Source organism: Stieleria mannarensis (assembly GCF_014154935.1).
GTDB lineage: Bacteria > Planctomycetota > Planctomycetia > Pirellulales > Pirellulaceae > Stieleria > Stieleria mannarensis.
Window position 1 is genome coordinate 58,198 of the sequence record NZ_JACEHH010000033.1, and the last position, 18,949, is coordinate 77,146.

14 protein-coding genes are annotated in these 18,949 nt (G+C 60.3%); 7 read left to right on the forward strand and 7 right to left on the reverse strand.

The annotated features are described in order from the left end of the window. Positions 1-127: 127 nt before the first annotated feature. Entirely contained in the window at positions 128-3,028 is a 2,901-nt protein-coding gene (locus tag H1B37_RS21335; protein ID WP_182868676.1) for a Gldg family protein, read from the forward strand. Between the two features lie 87 nt (positions 3,029-3,115). Further along, the gene (locus H1B37_RS21340; RefSeq protein ID WP_182868677.1) at positions 3,116-5,218 is read left to right on the forward strand and encodes a DUF4340 domain-containing protein; all 2,103 of its coding nucleotides are present in this window, start codon (positions 3,116-3,118) and stop codon (positions 5,216-5,218) included. A gap of 512 nt (positions 5,219-5,730) precedes the next feature. Here H1B37_RS21340 and H1B37_RS21345 read toward each other — a convergent pair. Then, positions 5,731-5,943: a hypothetical protein gene (locus H1B37_RS21345; RefSeq protein ID WP_182868679.1), complete on the reverse strand. Its 213-nt coding sequence runs from the start codon at positions 5,941-5,943 to the stop codon at positions 5,731-5,733. 107 nt (positions 5,944-6,050) lie between these two features. On the opposite strand from H1B37_RS21345, the gene H1B37_RS21350 reads away from it, so the two are divergent. Continuing rightward, positions 6,051-6,419 carry a hypothetical protein gene (locus H1B37_RS21350; RefSeq protein WP_182868680.1) on the forward strand — a complete coding sequence of 123 codons (369 nt, stop codon included), beginning with the start codon at positions 6,051-6,053 and terminating at the stop codon, positions 6,417-6,419. Between the two features lie 627 nt (positions 6,420-7,046). Here H1B37_RS21350 and H1B37_RS21355 read toward each other — a convergent pair. Together H1B37_RS21355 and H1B37_RS21360 are read right to left on the reverse strand one after the other, a co-directional pair. After that, on the reverse strand, positions 7,047-7,670 hold the full coding sequence (locus H1B37_RS21355; protein WP_182868682.1) for a superoxide dismutase: 624 nt from the start codon (positions 7,668-7,670) through the stop codon (positions 7,047-7,049). Between the two features lie 298 nt (positions 7,671-7,968). After that, a complete protein-coding gene (locus H1B37_RS21360) occupies positions 7,969-8,547 on the reverse strand; it encodes a glutathione peroxidase (RefSeq protein WP_182868683.1) in 579 nt (192 codons plus the stop codon). A gap of 260 nt (positions 8,548-8,807) precedes the next feature. Between H1B37_RS21360 and H1B37_RS21365 the strand changes: the two genes are divergently transcribed. The 4 genes from H1B37_RS21365 to rsmH all read left to right on the forward strand — a co-directional run bounded on the left by H1B37_RS21365 (position 8,808) and on the right by rsmH (position 14,467). Next, positions 8,808-10,328 (forward strand): MFS transporter, encoded by a 1,521-nt coding sequence (locus H1B37_RS21365; RefSeq protein WP_182868685.1) that lies wholly within the window; start codon positions 8,808-8,810, stop codon positions 10,326-10,328. Between the two features lie 196 nt (positions 10,329-10,524). Then, the gene (gene aspS / locus H1B37_RS21370; RefSeq protein ID WP_182868686.1) at positions 10,525-12,303 is read left to right on the forward strand and encodes an aspartate--tRNA ligase; all 1,779 of its coding nucleotides are present in this window, start codon (positions 10,525-10,527) and stop codon (positions 12,301-12,303) included. Between the two features lie 236 nt (positions 12,304-12,539). Beyond that, a complete protein-coding gene (locus tag H1B37_RS21375; RefSeq protein ID WP_182868688.1) occupies positions 12,540-13,451 on the forward strand; it encodes a sugar phosphate isomerase/epimerase family protein in 912 nt (303 codons plus the stop codon). Positions 13,452-13,573: 122 nt separating this feature from the next. Then, entirely contained in the window at positions 13,574-14,467 is an 894-nt protein-coding gene (gene rsmH / locus H1B37_RS21380) for a 16S rRNA (cytosine(1402)-N(4))-methyltransferase RsmH (protein ID WP_353620881.1), read from the forward strand. Between the two features lie 480 nt (positions 14,468-14,947). On the opposite strand, the gene H1B37_RS21385 is transcribed toward rsmH, so the two are convergent. The 4 genes from H1B37_RS21385 to H1B37_RS21400 form a co-directional block, all read right to left on the reverse strand. Beyond that, entirely contained in the window at positions 14,948-15,601 is a 654-nt protein-coding gene (locus H1B37_RS21385) for a response regulator transcription factor (RefSeq protein WP_182868689.1), read from the reverse strand. A 248-nt stretch (positions 15,602-15,849) separates the two neighbouring features. Further along, positions 15,850-16,098: a hypothetical protein gene (locus H1B37_RS21390; protein ID WP_182868691.1), complete on the reverse strand. Its 249-nt coding sequence runs from the start codon at positions 16,096-16,098 to the stop codon at positions 15,850-15,852. Continuing rightward, the gene (locus H1B37_RS21395) at positions 16,070-17,833 is read right to left on the reverse strand and encodes a TIGR03545 family protein (RefSeq protein ID WP_182868692.1); all 1,764 of its coding nucleotides are present in this window, start codon (positions 17,831-17,833) and stop codon (positions 16,070-16,072) included. The genes H1B37_RS21390 and H1B37_RS21395 overlap by 29 nt, the downstream gene beginning before the upstream one ends. After that, positions 17,830-18,870 carry a TIGR03546 family protein gene (locus tag H1B37_RS21400; RefSeq protein ID WP_182868693.1) on the reverse strand — a complete coding sequence of 347 codons (1,041 nt, stop codon included), beginning with the start codon at positions 18,868-18,870 and terminating at the stop codon, positions 17,830-17,832. The genes H1B37_RS21395 and H1B37_RS21400 overlap by 4 nt, the downstream gene beginning before the upstream one ends. Positions 18,871-18,949 lie beyond the last annotated feature (79 nt).

Genomic DNA, 18,949 nt, shown 5'->3' on the forward strand with positions numbered 1-18,949 from the left:
AACCCGTGCGGCCGAAAGCTTCATCCGCGATGAATGACGAGCCTGGAAGCCGATCCCACAATGACCCGACAGGCTAGAAGCCTATCCCACTCGGACCCTACCCCCACCCTTCTCCGCCCGATTTGTTATGAACCCCAACATCGCCGCGTTGTTGAACCTGGTCGTCATGGATGCCATTTTTCTGTGCATCGTGTTGGCCGTTTTCGGTTTGGTCGCCGGAACCAAACGCGCCGCCTTTGCGGTCATGAAACGCAACTTCGTCGGTTACTTCAGTAACCCGACCGGATATGTGTTTCTGTGCATCTTCGTTTTTCTGACGTCGGTCGCCGCGTTCTGGCCTTACGAATTCTTCAACCAGAACCTGGCGACACTGGACCAGCTGAACTACTGGTACCCGTTGATCATGCTGGTCTTCATTCCGGCGATCACGATGAGCATTTGGGCCGAGGAAAAGCGTGCCGGGACGGACGAATTGCTGCTGACGCTGCCGGCCGACGACTTTGACATCGTGATCGGCAAGTACATGGCCGCCGCGGCGATCTTCACCGCGTCGCTGTTGTTCTCCCAGCTGAGCACCTTTGTCACGCTGACGATTCTGACCGACGGCGGACTGGACACCGGGCTGATCTTCACCACGTACATCGGGTACTGGTTTGTCGGAGTCACGATGATCGCGATCGGGATGGTCGCATCGTTCTTGACCGGCAACCTGACGGTCGGATTTATCTTGGGGGCGCTGTTCAACGCACCGCTGGCGTTTGCTTCGCTGGCCGACTCGGTCGTCGGCAGCGGCGAAGCCGTGTTCGGGATCAATTGGGCGGAATTGATCGAGGAAAGCGGCATCGCGCGGCCGTTCGATGATTTCGGCCGCGGCGTCATCAGCACCTCGTCGGTGATCTACTTTGTGCTGGTCACCGTCGTCGCCCTTTACATGTGTATGGTGCTGATCGGTCGCCGTCACTGGACCGGCGGCAAAGACGGCAACACGATGGCTTATCACTACCTGGGCCGCGTGATCGCCCTGTTGGTGGTCACCGCCAGCGCGGTCGTTCTGTTCCGCAACCGTGACGTCGTTCGTCACGACATGACTGAAGGCCAAGTCAGTTCGCTGGCACCGGCGACGACCAAGTTGATCAAGAATTTGGAATCCGATCGACCGATCAAGATCGATGCCTACATCAGCAAAGACATCCCCGAGATGTACGCCCGGACTCGCTACGAGCTGGTCAACTTGTTGAAAGAGTTTCAAAGCGAAGCGGCGGCCAGCGGGCGGACGATCGAAGTCAACTTGTTTGACGAAATCGACTTGTTCAGCGACGAAGCCGCCGAGGCGGCCGATCGATTCGGGATCGAGCCGGTCACGCGGATGGTTCGCGAGCAGGGATCGTATCAGCAGAAACGGATCATCATGGGCGCGGCGTTCCGCGCCGGGTTGGAAAAAGTCGTCGTGCCGATCTTTGAATACGGGATCCCGGTCGAATACGAACTGGTCCGCTCGATCAACACTGTCGCCCGCGGCGAACGTAAACGAGTCGGGATCGTCCGCACCGACGCTCAATTGATGGGCGGCATGTCGATGGCCGGCATGCAAATGCGACGGATCGAAAAACACCCCTTGGTCGACGAGTTGAGCAAGCAGTACGAAGTCGAAGAGGTCAGCCTGGAAGCCCCGATCGGGGGCGGCGTCTACGATGCCTTGTTCGTCGTCCAGCCGTCCTCGCTCGCACCGCCGCAATTCGAACGCCTGCTTGAAGCGATCAAGGCCGGCGTCCCCACCGCAGTCTTTGAAGACCCGTTGCCGTACGCGCGGCAAGATCTCACCGCGACGGGAGATCCGAAGCAACAGGCCGGCGGTATGTTCGGCATGGGTGGCGGCGGTCAGCAGCCCAAGGGTGACATTCGCGAACTGTGGGACATCTTGCAGCTGAAAAGCCAAGGATCCCCGGGCGTGCAGTACTACAACAGCGACATCGTCTGGCAGGATTTCAATCCCTACCCGAACCTGGACATGAACGTCGATCCGTTTTGGGCGTTCATCGATGAAAATGCACCGGGGGTCGAACCCGGCCAGGCGCTCAGTTCGGCCAGCCCGATCACCGATGGGCTGCGCCAGGTGTTGGCGCTCTATGCCGGAACGATTCAGCCGGCCGACGACGCGACGCTCACCCACACGCCGATGCTGGCCACCGGAATGGTCAGCGGCACGCTGCCGGTCACCAAGATCGTGCAGATGATGCAGACCGGAATGGAAGGCTTGTCCGGGGCGATCGAAGGTGTGGCACCCAACCAGGTGTTGGCAATGACCATCGAAGGCAAACCGGCGACCGAAGGTGACGAGACATCCGAAGGCGACCAGGAGGCGAGCGACAACCCGATCCGCGTCGCTTATGTCGCCGACACGGACTTGATGCTGCCGGTATTCTTGCAGATCCGGGCCGATCCCAATCAGGCGACCGATCTGCGTTTCCAATTCCAAAACGTCACGTTCTTGTTGAACACGATCGATTGGTTGACCGGCGAAACGGATTTCATCGACGTTCGAAAACATGAGCCGATCTTTGCCAGTTTGAAGATGATCGATGCGGTCAAGGAAGAAGCCAGTAGCGACGTCCGCGCCAAGCGAAAGGAGTTTCAGCGGCAGAGCGAAGAAGCGATTCGTGAAGCCGAAGAAGCTCGCGATGAACAGCTCAAGGAGCTGCGTGAGGAAGTCGCCGAGCTGCAAAAGAAAAGCAAGGACGGCAGCATTCCGCGGCCGCTGATCGATGCCAAGTCGATCGAGTTTCAGACCAAGTCCGAACGGTTGCAGCGGGCACTGGCGGTCAAACGCGAGAAGTTCGAACGCGAAGCCGAGCGGAACATCGCCAAGATCCAACGGGAATCCGACCAGCAGGTCACCGCGATTCAAAACAAGGTCAAGGCCTATGCCGTCGCGCTGCCCTGCATCCCGCCGCTGATCGTCGGCGTCGTCGTGTTCGCGTCACGCCGATTGCGGGAACGCGAGAACATCAGCAAGGCGCGACTGAAATAGTTTGAACCTTACGCCGGCGGCTGATTCGCCGGCACGCCTTTTCACTTTCCCCACAACGTCAACAAGTCCGTTACGAGAGATTTGACGGTGAACGAAACACAAAAGACCGGAATTTTCTGGGGCGTCGCTGCCGTCGTGGCACTGATCGCTGCGATCGTCTCCTGGCCTTCGTCGAACAACGATGACGGGGGGAATATCGGCAGCGTCGTCGGCACGCCGCTGTTTACCGAGTTCAAGGATCCGCTGACCGCCGCCAGTTTGAAAATTGTCACCTTCAATGAAGGCCAAGGTGAGCTGAAGAACTTTGAAGTCCGCAAGGACGCCGAGTCGGGACTGTGGACGATTCCGTCCAAGGGCGGTTACCCGGCCGACGCGATCGAACAGATGCGTGACGCCGCCAACGCTCTGGTCGGGTTGGACGTCTTGGACGTGCCCACCGACAACCCCGAAGACCACGCCGGAATGGGTGTGGTTGAACCCAAGCTGGAGGATTTGGATCCGGGTGACGAAGGCGTCGGGCGACTGGTCACGTTCAAGGACAGCTCGCAGAAGGTGATCGCCTCCTTGATCGTCGGAAACGAAGTCAAAGGGCAAGAAGGACAGGTTTACGTGCGGAAACCGGGACAAGATCCGGTCTACGTCGTCAAGCTGGATGACTCGCCGTTGTCCACCAATTTCGAAGAGTGGATCGAAGAGGACCTGCTGCAACTGAGCAGCATCGATATCGAGAACGTCGAATTGAAGGACTACAACGCGTCGCTGGGTTTGCAAGGCGTTTCGTTGACGAAGAACTACGACGTCGAATTGGCTAAAGACGGTTCGACCTGGACGCTGGCGGCATTGAAGGAATACGACAAAACCAATCCGCTGGCCGAGCCGACGCCGGTCGAAATTGATCCGGACAAGGAACTCAATTCGCAAAAGTTGAATGACCTGGCCAACGCACTGGACGATTTGAAATTTGTCGACGTCAACCGCAAGCCCGAAGGCATCAGCGCCAACCTGAAGGCCGACAAGGACTTTGCCGCCGATCAAGAAGCTGCGACGCAGCTGGCCGGACGCGGGTTTATCCCCGTCCCGCTGGGCCCCAACCGCGAAATCGAAATCCTGTCCGCCAACGGGGAGCTGACCGCCACGACCAAAGAAGGCGTCAAGTACATCCTGCGGTTCGGCAACATCAGCGGGATTGCTGACGACGGCAAAGACGAAAGCGAGAGTCAGCCTGGCGATGAAGAAGAGTCGGCCGGTGGTGTCAACCGCTACTTGATGGTCAGCACGGTCGTCGATGAATCCAAGTTCCCGGTGCCCGAACTGAAACCGATCCCCCAGACGCTCGAAGAGTTGGACGCGATCGACAAGCCGGCGCCGCCGGCGGATGTTGAAATGCCGCAGGAATTGAGCACGCCCGAGACCGAGACCGAGACCGAGACCGCCGAGCCGGAAATGAAGCAAGGCGACGCGGAAGCCGCGACCGAAGAGGCTTCGGGTGAGGAGGCGGCTGACGGCGAGAAGGGAGACGCGAAATCGGAAGAACCCGCGAAGGATGAGCCCGCTACTGAAGAACCCGTCAAGAAGGACGGCGAAGCAGAGGCGAGCGAGCCAGCCGAACCTGCGGACTCCGGTGACGGCGAATCCGCCGACGATGCCGAGCCCGCCAGCGGCCAGACCGACGCCAGCGGCGAAGGTGAATCGACCACCGTCGGTGAAGCCCAAGAAGAAGTCAACGCAGCTGCCGAGTCAGACGAGCAAGCTTCGGAAGCATCCCTCGAGGAAGGCGACGAAGGCAGTGCCACTGAAGCGGCCGAAAGCGAAACGGCGGAGCCTGTTGGAAAGCTGGGGCCTGCTGGAAAGTCCGATTCTGCTGAAACGCCCGGACCGGCGGCCAGTGAAGTCGAAGAAACGGAAGAGGAGAAGCTGGAGCGATTAGCCGCGGTGCAAGAGAAGATCACCAAGGAGAACGAACGCAAGCTGGAAGACCGCAAGGAGAAACTCCAGCAGGCTCGTTTGACCAGCCAGGCTCTGAACGAACGCTTCGCCGATTGGTACTACGTGATCCCCGAAGCGACGTATTCCAAGCTGCGAATCAGTCGCGAAGAGCTGTTCGAAAGCCCCGACGCCGCCGCACCCAATCCGGCCGCCATGCCGCCGGGATTGCAGAACATGCAGTTCCCCGGCCTGCCGGGCAACTGAGGCACCGCTCGCGCAGGTACGACGGCCCTTCCGGGCGGTCGTCTGTAAGACTGTGCGTGACGACCTGGAAATGACGTCTAGTGCTCCCGATGCTGGGCATGCAGCTTCAAGGCCTCACAACAGATGGCGACCGTGTCAGGCGAGATGACGTGTCTAGGACGAGACAATTAATTTCGCCAGCGGCGATGCGCAACATCTGTCAAGCATCCGAATCAAGCTCGTTCGTGCGACCCTGTTAATCATCGCTGTCGCGTGGGATTGCTTTGCGAGCCCCTCGACCTGTTTGGTTCATGCAGCCCTCCGCGATTCGTCGGCACCGCCTGCTTGCCCCTCATCCCCAGCCCTTCTCCCCCAGCAGCGAAGGCGAGCACCACTCGCCTTCGCTGCTGGGGGAGAAGGGAGCGAGAGTGGTTTTCGGGCGCCTTGGAATGTTGGTCGTTGCTCAGCGCTCCAGCGAACGTCGTTCGCATTCCGAATGGACCCGTCACATCTTACACGGCCCGAAAAGCACCCTACGCCGCCTTTTCGCTGCGTTGGATGCGGGTCACGTGCAGCAAATACAAATGCTCCGTCGTTTCACCGCCGTCGGTGGTGACGTACAGCCAGTGTTTGGTCAGCAGTGCGGTCTCGGGGTGCTTGACCGTGACATGCGTCCCATCGCTCATGACGACTGTGAACGGAACAAAGGGCTGCGCGGTGAGCATTTTTTTTAGTTCCGCTTGCATGTCGCTCTCGCCTCGTGTGAGGTCTTGGGGGAGTATCGTCTGTTACCATTATAGCGGAGACATTTTGTTGATGATCTGGATGCTTTATCGAGACGTGGGGCGCAGCCGTGGAGAACAGGCGGAATCATTCAAAGCTGACGTCGATCCCTTCGGTCGCCCTTTTTTTCGTTCCCATCTTTCTGCTCTTTCTTGTCCCCAACGTGAAGTCGCTCGGGCTGGCCGTCGAGTGGGCACGCGGGGGGCCTCCGGTCGTCGGCCGGAATGAAGTGGGCGGCTGGCCGATCGCGGCCGGTCTCAATCCCGTCAGCGTCGAGCGTTCGTTCACCGAGCAAGGGCTTTATTCGCTTCGGCTTCAATTGCCGGCGATGCCGTTGCTGCAGTTCTTGCTTCCACCGAACCGAGCGGGCGTTTATTACTCGTTGATGCAGGGGATTAACGTTGTCGTCGGCGTGACGTTGGCGGTCTGGCTTGCGTGATTGCTGGATCGGGGAAAAGAAATGACCCACCGAAGGCAGCGCGTACCCACGGATGTAGGGCTGTTTTCCATCCGTGGGTTCGCGCTGCTATCGGTGGGCCGATCGAAAGGGGGGAGGTGGGCTTTCTTTCCTGGGGTTGCGGTCACTCCGCTGCGCTCGTTCCCTGACCCCAGGCTATGGATGTGTCTGCCCTTTGGGCAAGTGCTGCGGAATGAATTCTGCAGCATCGTGAAGCAGTGGTACTAACCAAAAAGTCGCTCAGTACCACAATCGACGTTCCGAGCCTTGGAACGAGGAAAGCAGACGCAAGGAGAAAGGGAGTCGCCGGTGCCCCTCGCTGCACTCGACCCTCCCGCACGGAGTTCGTGCGGTTTTTAACCTCTGATTTAACAGGCGTTTGCGACTTCACCCTCCCCTTGGGAGGGTCGCGGAGGAGTGAGCGACGACGCGGGGAGGGTTGATCCGCGATTCGATGTGACCATAGGACAAAATTTTGTCCGGCACTTCACCGTTCGACCTCCCCTCGCTGCGCTCGACCCTCCTGCCAGGAGGGTGATTTCAAAAACCGCACGACCTCCATCGCAGGAGGGCTCCATCGCAGGAGGGTTGGTCGGCTGGAGGCCGTTGCTACTTGGCTGCGGCGAAGCGGGCGGCGACGGCGTCCCAGTCGACGACGTTCCAGAAGGCGCTGATGTAGTCGGGGCGCCGGTTTTGATAGTTCAGGTAGTAGGCGTGCTCCCAAACGTCCAGACCCAGGATCGGCGTGCCGCTGATCCCGGCGATGTCGGCGCCCATCAGCGGGCTGTCTTGGTTGGCCGTGCTGCCGACCTTCAGCGTTCCGCCGTCGACGTACAGCCACGCCCAGCCGCTGCCGAAGCGGGTCGCGGCGGCGTTGTTGAATTGTTCCTTCATCGCGTCCAGGCTGCCGAAGGTGGAATCGATCGCTGCGGCCAGGTCACCGCTGGGGCTGCCGCCCTTGCCCGGGCCCATCACGGTCCAGAACAGCGAGTGGTTGGCGTGACCGCCGCCGTTGTTTCGCACCGCGCCCTGCTTGTCGGCCGGCACGCTGGCCAGGTTCGCGATCAGGTCTTCGATGGACTTCGATTCCAGGTCCGTGCCTTCGATCGCCGCGTTGACTTTGGTCACGTAGGCGTTGTGGTGCTTGCCGTGGTGGATCTCCATCGTCTTGGCGTCGATGTGGGGTTCCAGGGCGTCCAGAGCGTAGGGGAGTTCGGGTAGTGAGTAAGCCATCGCGAGCTTTCTCCGAGTAGAGGGTGGTTGTTCAGGGTTTCGTCCCGCATTGATGCACGTCCCACGTTCGGGGGCGAGACTTCGTCAGTAAAAACGATAACGACCGCGGCAAGCGTGCGCAAGAGGGCCGGTGCGGGTGTCTCGGCTTTCGCCGGCCTCGGCGTCGGGCGATCGAGGTCCGGTGGCCCTTTCGGGCCGTCGCGGAGAGACCGCGGACGACGACCCGGAAGGGACGTCGTACGGATCCAGGGGAGTCGCCTTAAAGGCTAGACACCAGCGCGTCGGCGTCGCGTGGAGCCTACAGTTGGGCTTCGATCGCTTTGACCAGTTCCGGGTCGCTGGGTTTGGTGCGGGGGGCGAATCGGTGGATCAGGTTGCCTTCGCGGTCGACCAGGAACTTTTCGAAGTTCCAGCTGACGCTGCCCTTGCCGGCCGGCTGGACATCTTTGCTGGTCAGGTACTTGTACAGCGGCGTGGCATCGTCACCGTTGACCTTGATCTTGCTGAACATCGGGAACGAGACGTTGTAGCGGGAGTTGCAGAATTGTTTGATCTCCGCTTCCGTCCCCGGTTCTTGGCTGCCGAATTGGTTGCAGGGGAATCCGAGCACGACGAAGCCTTTGCTCTTGTACTTGCCGTATAGCTCTTCCAGGCCCGCGTACTGGGGCGTCAATCCGCACTGGCTGGCGGTGTTGACGATCAGGACCACGTTTCCTTCGTAATCCTCCAGGTCGACCTGTTTGCCGTCGATGTCGTTCATTTTGAAATTCAGGGCGCACTCGTGGTCGTGCTTCGCGTCGCCCGTGGCGGCTTTGTCGGCGTGGGTCATCGTGCTGAGGGCTCCGAGGCAGAGGACGGCGGAGAGGAACAATCGCATGGGAGGGTCTCGTTTGTGGTGAAGGAAAGAGGGGACGGTAGGGATTGTTGCAGATTAGCCAGGAAGTCAAGGAGCGTCTTTTTGAACAATTTTTCACTTCTACGTGGAGTCTAGCGGGGGTGCCAGTGGCGAGGGGGGGCTGCGGGGATTACGTTTGGCATCTGCACATTTAATGCCGTAATTGCTTGACTTGGGCGGCCGTTAGTGGCAGCATCCCGACCGCCTCCCGATTCTCGTTTCCCCCCGAACTGATACTGAAGATGGAAAACCGTAAAAAGCTACTTACCGCAGGGTTTTTGACCCTGATCGCCGCAGGGATCGGTTTTGCGGTCCGCGCCGGATTGCTGGATATCTGGTCCAAGCAATACGGATTTACCATGACCGAACTCGGCCAGATCACTGGCGGGGGGCTGCTGGGGTTTGGTCTGGTGATTCTGTTTGCCGGTTTGCTGGTCGATTTCGTCGGCTACAAGACGTTGCTGGTCATCGCGATGGCTTGTCACCTGATCTCGGCCATCATGCTGTTTTCTGCCACCCCGGTGTTCAACGCCGCCGGTAAGGACGCCGTGTACAACATTTTGTTCTGGTCGGCGTTTATTTTTGCGGTCGGAAATGGGATTTGCGAGGCGGTGATCAACCCGCTGACCGCGGCGATCTATCCGGAACAAAAGACCCACTACCTGAACATCCTGCACGCCGGTTGGCCCGCCGGGCTGGTGCTGGGGGGATTGATCGTCTTCCTGAAAGGCAGCGTCGGGTGGGAATTGTTGTTGGCGACATATCTGATTCCCGTCGCGATGTACGGTTTCATCTCGGTCAAAGAGGCGTTTCCGCAGACCGACGCCCAGCAGGGGACGATTTCCTATGGCGGGATGTTTGCCAACTTGATCGGCCCGTTCTTCGTGATCTTGTTGTTGGCTCACGCCTGTGTCGGCTACGTGGAATTGGGGACCGACAGCTGGATCAACAAGATCACCGGCGGCATCCTGAACAGTGCGTTTTTGGGTACCACGTTGTTCATTTACACGTCGTTGTTGATGACGGGACTGCGGTTCTTTGCCGGCCCTATCGTCCACAAAATCTCGTCGTTGGGGCTGTTGCTGATCAGCGCCTGCATCGGTGCGTGTGGGTTGTACTTAATCAGCATCGGCGACAGCGTGCCGTTCATGTTCTTCGCCGCCACCGTGTACGCGTTGGGAAAAACGTTCTTGTGGCCGACCATGTTGGGTGTCGTCGGGGAGCGGTTCCCGCAGAGTGCGACCGTCGCGATGGCGTTGATGGGATTCATCGGGATGACGTCGGCCGGTTTGCTGGGCGGTCCGGGGATCGGCTACAAGCAAGATTACTTTGCCTCGCAGTACATCCAGGAGAACGCCCCGGAGACGTTCGAGCGGGTCAAGGCACCCAATGAAAACAAGTTCCTGGTATTTCCCGCGATCACCGGGATCGACGGTGCCAAGGCCGGGATGTTGGCGGACAACGGCGAATCGATCACGTCGGACGTGGAAATCGCCGGCGATCGCATCGGCGAAGAGGAGTTCGCGGGATTGCGTGCCCAAATGGAATGGTGGCAGGCGAACAAGGAGTATGCATCGGTCGATGCCGAGCCGGTCGCCGAGGCGACGCTGCACGGCAGCCGGATGGCAATCCGCGTGACGGCCCTGGTTCCGGCGACGATGGCGGTGCTGTATCTGATTCTGCTATTCGGTTTCAAGGCTCCCAAGCAAGTCGATACGGAGGAGGCCGAGGAGATCGCCCAGACAGGGCCCGCGGAATATTGATCCGTCTCGCGGTCTGAATACCACGAATGACACGCCCCGGTCGCTCTGCGATCGGGGCGTTTTTTGTTGGATTTTTCGGTCCCTCGCTGTGTCCCGCCCAGGGGCCCCTAAGCAATTCGCCCGCCACCGTTTAGAATCCCGCCTTCGTGATCGACTGATATTCCCCTTTCCTCTCCCCCCCGAACTAGTAAGACCCGTGCTACGCACCCACAACTGCGGAGAACTCCGCAAAGAACACGTCGGAACCGAAGTCACTCTTTGTGGGTGGGTCGAAAATAAACGCGACCACGGCGGCGCCGTGTTCATCGACTTGCGTGACCGTTACGGATTGACTCAGGTCGTGATCGGGCCGCCCGAGGCGGATCAGGCTCAGATCGACGCGGCCGGACATGTGCCCGCCGAAAGCGTGATTCTGGTCCGCGGCAAAGTCGCCGACCGCTTGGAAGGCAAGACCAACGACAAACTGGCGACCGGGGCGATCGAGGTCCGTTGCCCCGAATTAAAAGTGCTGAACGCCTGCCAGACGCCGCCCTTCACGCCGGGCCAGTCGGATCTGCCCGGTGAGGATCTGCGGCTGAAGTACCGGTTCCTGGACCTGCGACGCCCCGAGATGCAGCGGGCGCTGGTGCTGCGCAGCACGATCATCAAGGAGATGCGGGACTACTTCGCCGAGCACGATTTCATCGACGTCGAGACGCCGATCCTGGGACGCAGCACCCCCGAAGGCGCCCGCGATTATCTGGTCCCCAGCCGCGTCCATCCCGGCAATTTCTACGCGCTGCCGCAATCCCCGCAGCTGTACAAGCAGATCTTGATGGTCGCCGGATTCGATCGCTACGTGCAAGTCGCCAAGTGTTTCCGTGATGAAGACCTGCGTGCCGATCGCCAGCCCGAATTCACCCAGTTGGACCTGGAAATGTCCTTCGTCGACGCCGACGACATCATGGGCTTGATCGACGGGCTGGTCGCACAAACCGCCAAGAACGTGCTCGGCAAAGACGTTCAATTGCCGCTGCCGCGGATGACCTATGACGAGGCCATGCGTCGGTTCGGACACGACGCACCGGACTTGCGATTCGGCATGGAAATCGTCGACGTGACTTCGGTTGCGAAGAAGACCGAGTTCCGTGTGTTCCGGGCCACCGCCGACGCTGGCAACTTCGTCCGCGGCATCCGCGCCGAAGGGGCCGCGGAAAAGTACTCGCGCCGCCAGATCGATGAGCTGACCGAATTCGTCAAGGACTTCGGCGCCAAGGGACTCGCCTGGTTCCGCGTCGAAGAAGACGGTTCGCTGTGGAGTCCGGTGGCCAAAAACTTTGACGCCGAGCACCTGGCAGAGATCAAGAGCTTGATGGCCGGAGAACCCGGTGACTTGTTGATGTTCCTGGCCGATAGCTGGGAAGTCACCTGCAAGGGCTTGTACGCGCTGCGAAAACGGCTCGGTGCGGAACTGAAGTTGTACGATTCGGAACAGTTGCACTGCAGCTGGGTGACCGAGTTTCCAATGTTCGAGCGTGACGAGGAATCCGGTCGCTGGGTGGCGATGCACCACCCCTTCACCGCGCCGCTGGAAAGCGACCTGGACAAGCTCGATAGCGACCCGGCGGGATGTCGCGCCCAAGCGTATGACTTGGTCATCAACGGCAGCGAAGCCGGTGGGGGGACGATCCGGATCCACGACCAGCAGACTCAATCGAAGGTGTTCGGGTTGCTGGGGATCGATGAGAAGACCGCCGAAGACCGGTTCGGGTTCCTGCTCAACGCGCTGCGGTTCGGTGCACCGCCCCACGGCGGGATCGCCTTGGGGGTCGACCGCTGGGTGATGCTGTTGGCCGGACTGGAAAACATCCGCGAAGTGATCGCGTTTCCCAAGACACAGAAAGCATCCGACCTGATGACCGAAGCCCCCGGCGCGGTCGACCAAGATCAGCTGACCGAATTGCATTTGCGTAGCCTGGCGAAGAAAGCCGAGTAGAATTGAGTCAGCAACAAGCTGAGATATTGCGGGATAGGCTTCTAGCCTGTCGATGCGTTCGGATTGTCGCCGTGTTCTCCGAACGCGGCGCGTGGGAAAAAGCAAAGCTTTGACCCGCGCCGTCCTCAGAGAGGATGGCGACTGCTGAGCCCACTGAAAAACCAAGCCACGCTAGACCACGAAAAGCCCATCCCACCGCCCCCACCTGCCTCCACCCCACCACAAGGACAATCGAGATGCGACGACGAACTGCACTTCAAGCCATGGGCGCACTCGGTGCGGTCGGGCTTTCCGCGACAAACCCATGGACTTCCCTGCGTGCCGAATCCGGCGACGGGCACGATTGGATCCGCAAGACGCTGAAGATCGGCATGATCGGCGTCAAGGGTTCGCTTGAGGAGAAGTTTAAAGCGGCCAAGGAGGCCGGGTTTGAAGGCGTGGAGGTCAACGTTCCGGGGATCGATGTCGATGAGATCAACAAGGCGTCCGAAGCAGCCGGGCTGATCGTCGACGGCAGCGTGGGCGGCACGCACTGGAACATTCGCCACAGCGATCCGGACCCGGAGGTTCGCGCCCAAGCCCTGGAGAAACTGAAACGCGGAATCGAAGAGACCGCTGCGGTCGGCGGCGATTCCTGCTTGTTGGTCGTCGGGCACGGCAAAGACGGCACGCACGAAGAGGTCTACCAACGCTCCAGCGACAACATTCGTGCCGCCCTGCCGACCGCCGAAAAACACAACGTCGCGATCTTGGTCGAAAACGTCTGGAATCATTTTCTGTACGACCACGCCGGCGGCAGCGATCAATCGGTCGAGCCACTGGCAAAGTACATCGATCAGTTCGATTCGCCTTTGGTCGGGTTGCAATTCGACCTGGGCAACCACTGGAAATACGGCGACATTGCCCAGTGGGTGCGCGACCTGGGGCCGCGGATCAAGAAGCTGGACATCAAAGGCTTCTCGCGCGCGGAGAACAAGTTCACCAAGATCACCGAGGGCGACGTTGATTGGCCGGGAATCGAAGCGGCGCTGCGAGAGATCGGTTTCAAGGGCTGGTGCGCCGCGGAAGTCGGCGGCGGCGACTTGGCACGATTGAAGGAAGTCGCCGCGAACATGGAAGCCGCCCTGCACTGCTCGGTCAACGCGTAGGTCGGATAGCGCCCGATTGACGTAGCTACGCTCGCCAGAGCGTGGAAAGCATTGGACGTCCACCTTCTGGCGAAGGTAGCTACGATTGCACTTATCAGACTTCCCCTAGCCGCCGGACCGACGTGACTGAGCCAAGCGACAACCGTCCCTGTCATGTTTCGGTGATGCCCGCGGAGATCGTTCAGTGGGTCCGCGAGTGTTCGCCGAACGTGGTGGTCGATGGGACCTACGGGGCCGGTGGTCATTCGCGTCTGTTGTTGGATGTGGTCGGCGAGGGTGGCTTGGTGATCGGGCTTGATCGCGATCCGGCGGTGCTCGCCCGCGTCGAATCCGAACCCGCGGTGGATCGGTTGTCGGTGTTCTTGGGCAGCTATGAAAAGACCGCCGCGGCGCTCCAGGCCAGCGGGCTGGAGCATGCCGATGCGATGGTCTTGGACCTCGGTCTGTCGAGTGACCAGTTGGCCGATCGCGATCGCGGATTCAGTTTCCAGCACGACGGTCCGCTCGATTTGCGGTTCGATCCGGAGAACGGCGTCCCGGCCAGTGAGTGGCTGGCCAGGAACAACGAAAAAGCGATCGCCGATGCGATCTATCAGTTCGGTGAAGAGCGATTCAGTCGACGGATCGCTAGGGAGATCGTCGCTCGGGCGAAGCGTCGCGAGCCGGTGCGGACGGTTGCCGAACTGGTCGAGATCTGTCGCCGCTGTGTCCCGCGTGGCAAGCACCACGACATTCATCCCGCGACGCGGACGTTCCAGGCGTTGCGGATCGCCGTCAATGAGGAGTTGGACATCCTGTCACGCACCCTGCAGCAAGCGCCGCAGTGGTTGTCACCGGGCGGACGGCTTGCCGTGATCAGTTTTCATTCGCTGGAGGATCGGATCGTCAAGAACGCGTTTCGCGACGACGATCGCTGGCGTGTGTTGACCAAAAAACCGTTGCGGCCCAGTGAGGAAGAGGTCGCGGAGAACGCGCGGTCCCGGAGCGCGAAACTGCGTGTGGCCGAGCGGGTGTAGCAGGTCTACCTTCGCGAGCGTTCGCGACCGGGCACGTCGTGTACCCGGTCCGTGAGGTTTTCGGAGATGACATTGCGGAGGACTCCGTGCCATCAACGATCGTCAGCCCGTGGCCGCAAGCTGACCGCGTGAACCCCACGCGAGGCGAACTCGCGGAAGATAGGGAGATCGAAACGACGGCGCGGTGCCGGAGCGGTTTACCAGGGCCTCCTTTTCCGCAAACCAAAAGATAGCAATGGTTTACGTTCCGGGGGCGGTTACCCCGCGGCCACCTGTTTCGCGTCGATTCGACTCGATCGGTAGCCTTAGAGTACGCCTCTGGCCGGTGCGGTCAACCGCAGATTTTGCAGTTTTGGGACCGCCAATGCGGACCTGCAGCGGTAACTCGTTGAGCGATGACGAGTTAAGTCTCAAGCGCGGCGCGCCGACTTTTTTCCGCTCTCTGGATCGGCGGAAAGCTGTCGTTAATCGGGGCGGGGATCAACCCCTCCTGGCGCGTGTTTTCAGGACGGCGTATTCGGCGACCGAATCGGCCTTGAGCTTTCGCAGGGCTGAGTGGCGGCGGCGGTCGACCGTCCGTGGGCTGATTTCCAGCTGCTGGGCGATTTCGCGGTTGGGGCGGCCTTCGATGGCCAGGTCGAGGACGGCTTTCTCCTCGTCGGTGAGATGATCCAGGAGTTGCCGGGCCGAGCGAAGTTCCCGTCGATCTGTGTACGCCTGTTCACTCGATCGCATGGCGGCGTGGATTTCGTCCGCCAGCGCCTGCAGTTCGAAGGGTTTTTCGACGACGCTGACGGCTCCGAGTTTCATCGCATCGACGGCGGTCGGCACGTCGGCAAAGGCCGTCAGTAGGATGACGGACAGACAGGTGCCGCGCTGGTTGAGCCGTTTGAGCAGTTCTACGCCGCCGATTCCGGGCATGCGAAGGTCGGTGATCACGCAGCCGACTTCGTTTTCCGAAGTGGCCTGCAGCAGATCCTCGGGGCGGTCGAAGGTTTGGGGCGAAAACCCCAGGGCCCGCAAAGATTCGGCCAGGGTCGCGAGCAGTTCGGTTTCGTCATCGACGATGTACAGTCGACTCGCTTGATCGGGTGCGCCGAGTTCTTTCACCGGATTCGTACTGGTCAGCGACATGTTGGTCGTTCAATGGGTTGGAGTGATGAACAACATTGGCTCACATCATAGTCTATCAAAAACGAGTTGGCTTCGGAGTCTTGGGCGTTGTGAAGGGGGAATTTAGCGCCGGCTAATTCGGTCCGGCGTCGAGATCGGTTAGACCGTCGCCGTGTTCTCCGAACTCGGCGCCTTCGAGAAAGCGGAGCTTTCCCCGCGCCGAGTTCGGCGAACACGGCGACACTGCGACTGCATCGTCAACGCGACCACTAGCGGAGATCGTGGAGCGTCTGGTTGGCGGTTTTGCCGGCTCGTTTGACCGCATCCAGGGCGGTGCCGCAGGATTGTAGCAGGTCGTCCTGGAGCGGATGGTCGCCGCCGCGTTGCAGCTTGATCGAGATCAGTTCCAGGGTCATCGAAGCGATCGAGAGATCGTTGTTGATTTGGTGCAGCGACTCTCGGGTCCGTGTCCGGGCTTCGGAATCCATCTCAACGGAACCGGCCGTTGAGGAAGTCATTCATGCGTCCGATCGTGACTTCGGAGGAGTCGACGCCGTCGAGCAGTTGTTTGCCCAGGTCCTCCAGCAGTCCATCGGCCTTGGCGGTCAACGACTGTGCCGCGACCTGTTGTTGATTGAACCAGCCGACCAGTTTGGCTTGTTCTTGATCGAACGTCTGCTGCAGTTTTTGTTTCATCTGTTGTTTCGACGCGGCGAGTTGTTGCTTGATGGCGGTATCGGCGGCGTCGCGGAGGATGTCACCCAGGTTGGTGTCCATGTTCATGGTCAAGCGTTCCCATCGGCCTTCGAATCCGGCGTCGATGGTGACGGTGTCGACGGCGGCCAGGCTTTCACGCAAGGCTTGGGTGGCCGAGAGTGTTTCGTATTTTGAATCGACATCCAGATCCAATCGGACGCCGGTTTGTTTGCTGACCAAGCGGCCTTGGACCTGGTCGCCTTCGCTGCGCATTTGAACCCAGATTTCGCGTCGGCCTCCGCTGAGCGTCACCATCGCGCGGCCGTCGTCGCCCAGGCGGACATCCGGTGCGTCGGATTGTGGCCAGTGCAACGTCAACCGATCGATGTCCGACCGGTTGCGTCGGTCGCGGATGTAGTCGACGTTGACGACTTGGGGGCCGTCGAGTTGCAATTGTGCCCGCAGCGGTTCGGCCAGCAACTGTGGATCCGGCGTCAGGTTTTCGACGGTCCCGGTCAGTGAGTAGGCATTGCCATCGGCCCGCATCAGCCCTTGGACTTTGCAGCGGCGAACCAGGACGCTCGGTTGTCGCGTGCTGCCGAGCAAGTCGATGTCGATCCCTCGGCCGCGTTCGGTTTCCGGCGCGACGATCGTGTAGTTGGCCAACGTTCGTCCGCCTTCCCAGTAGTCACGGATGGTGGCGATCTGGTTTTGCACCGCTTCACTAATCAGGTCGATGCCGAAGTTTTCCGATTCGTTGAGATCGCCGGGGATGTATTGATCGATGCGGTCCAGGTCGATCTGTTTGGCTTGTTGCAACGAGGCGACGTCGGCTCGGAATTGATCCGGGACGGCGTCGAGTGCGGCGAGGATGGACTTCAGTTCGGCGCGTGTTTCATCGGCCAAAGAGACGGTCTTGCCGATCTTGTCCCAATCGCGAAGTGGGTTTTCGATGTCTCGTGCGTTGGATTTGAAATCGCGGACCTTTTGTTCCAGTGCGGCGGCACGCTTTGCCAGCGAGTCGTATTCACGTTCCCATCGGGCTTTGATCGCTTCGCTGCGGCGCACCGTTTCTAGATCTTTGGCCGCCTGTTCGGCCTGGTCGCCTAGTTGATCGGTGATGCCGCCGAGTAGACCGGCCAGCACACCCGGTTTGTCGGACATGCTCGGCGAGGTTTCTTCTTCGAAAGGCCGATCCAGGTGTCCGCTGGTGTCTCGTTTGGCACCGATTTGCAACCCCGTGATGCTGCCCTCGCGGGCGACCCAGCGGCGGTGCAGGATCGCATCGCCGTCGATCGCCAATTCGATCGTGTCGGCGCGAAAAGCATCGCGCATCTGTTTGTCATCACGTGGATCGGCGATGCGAAAGTCTTCGTACCGAATCGTCGGTGGGAACAGTTTGACGTGCGCCGCCGCGATCTCCACCTTCGCACCCGTCGCGGCCTGCAAGCCTTGGACGGTCACGTATTTGGCGACCGGGCCCATGCCGACGCCGAACAGCACCAGCACAGCCGCAACGATCAACAGTCTTGTTACTACAAATCGCCAGCGAATCATCCTGCCGCTTTCCTTTCCTGAGAGTGACGCAATTGGCGAAGCAAGTAATTGAGCGCTTCGTCGGTCGGTGGTTTGCTCGCGCGATCGGCGGCGTCACCTTCGGACCCGTCGGGCTTTGCTTCGTCGTCGCGGAAGTCTTTCATTCGAATCACGTCGATCCGAGTCTCGACGGAAACCATTTGTTCGTTGGACGGGAGTTTGTTCCCCGTGTCGCTATCGGCGCCGATGGACGCATTGTCGGTCGCCGCGTCGTCGCGGTGCTGATGCGCCATGTGTTGATGAGCTGTTTCGATCGGGATGAAGATCGGTTCGGTGGCAAGCAGGTCGTCGATCGGATCGGTCGACGGACGGGGGCGTCGCGGAGCCGTCGTGTCGGGGCCGGCGGCGGCGAACCGTGGCGGCGGGACCGCATCCTGTTGGTCGATCAGCAGCGCTGCCGAGTCGGGCGTTTTGTCGGTTTCAGCCACCTCCGCGGCGGACGACCGCTGGTGTGTGGACAGATCATGTTGTTCGTCGCGACGCTTTGTGCCAGCGATGGACGCCGACGTCGCGGAGGCTTCCAGCGGGGCGTCGGATTCCTCGGTCAGCGATTCCTCGGGCGGTGTCGCCGGTGCGAGCAAGCGGAACAGGGGCAAACAGAGCGCGAAAATGGGCAGCACCGAAACGGTTCCGATCACAAAGCTGCCCAGCACGACGGTGTTGTTCAGGTCGGTCCAGGGGACCACCGGTAACGCCCACGCCTGCCTGGCCCACTCGTTGCCCGTCGGGTGTGTCAGCAGGTGCTCGCCGACCAGATGCGAGTACGAATCCAGACGTGTCGCCAGGAACGAGGCCGCGATCGCAACCACACCCATCAGGGCGTGATTGACCTTGAAGCACACCAAGGTCAGCAAAACGATCAGCGCCAACAGGTTGCCGTGCGGGATGATTCCCAGCAGCACGCCCAATGCAACTCCGCCGGCCAATTGGTGCGGGTAGCGTCGACCCGCAATCGCTTTCCGGACGTTGTTGATCAGCTTGAGCGAGAATATGACCATTGCAGTGCGCCTCCATGCGCACAATTCACTTTCGGGCATCCATCACAGGGGATCATCGGCACGTCAACCGCTCGATATT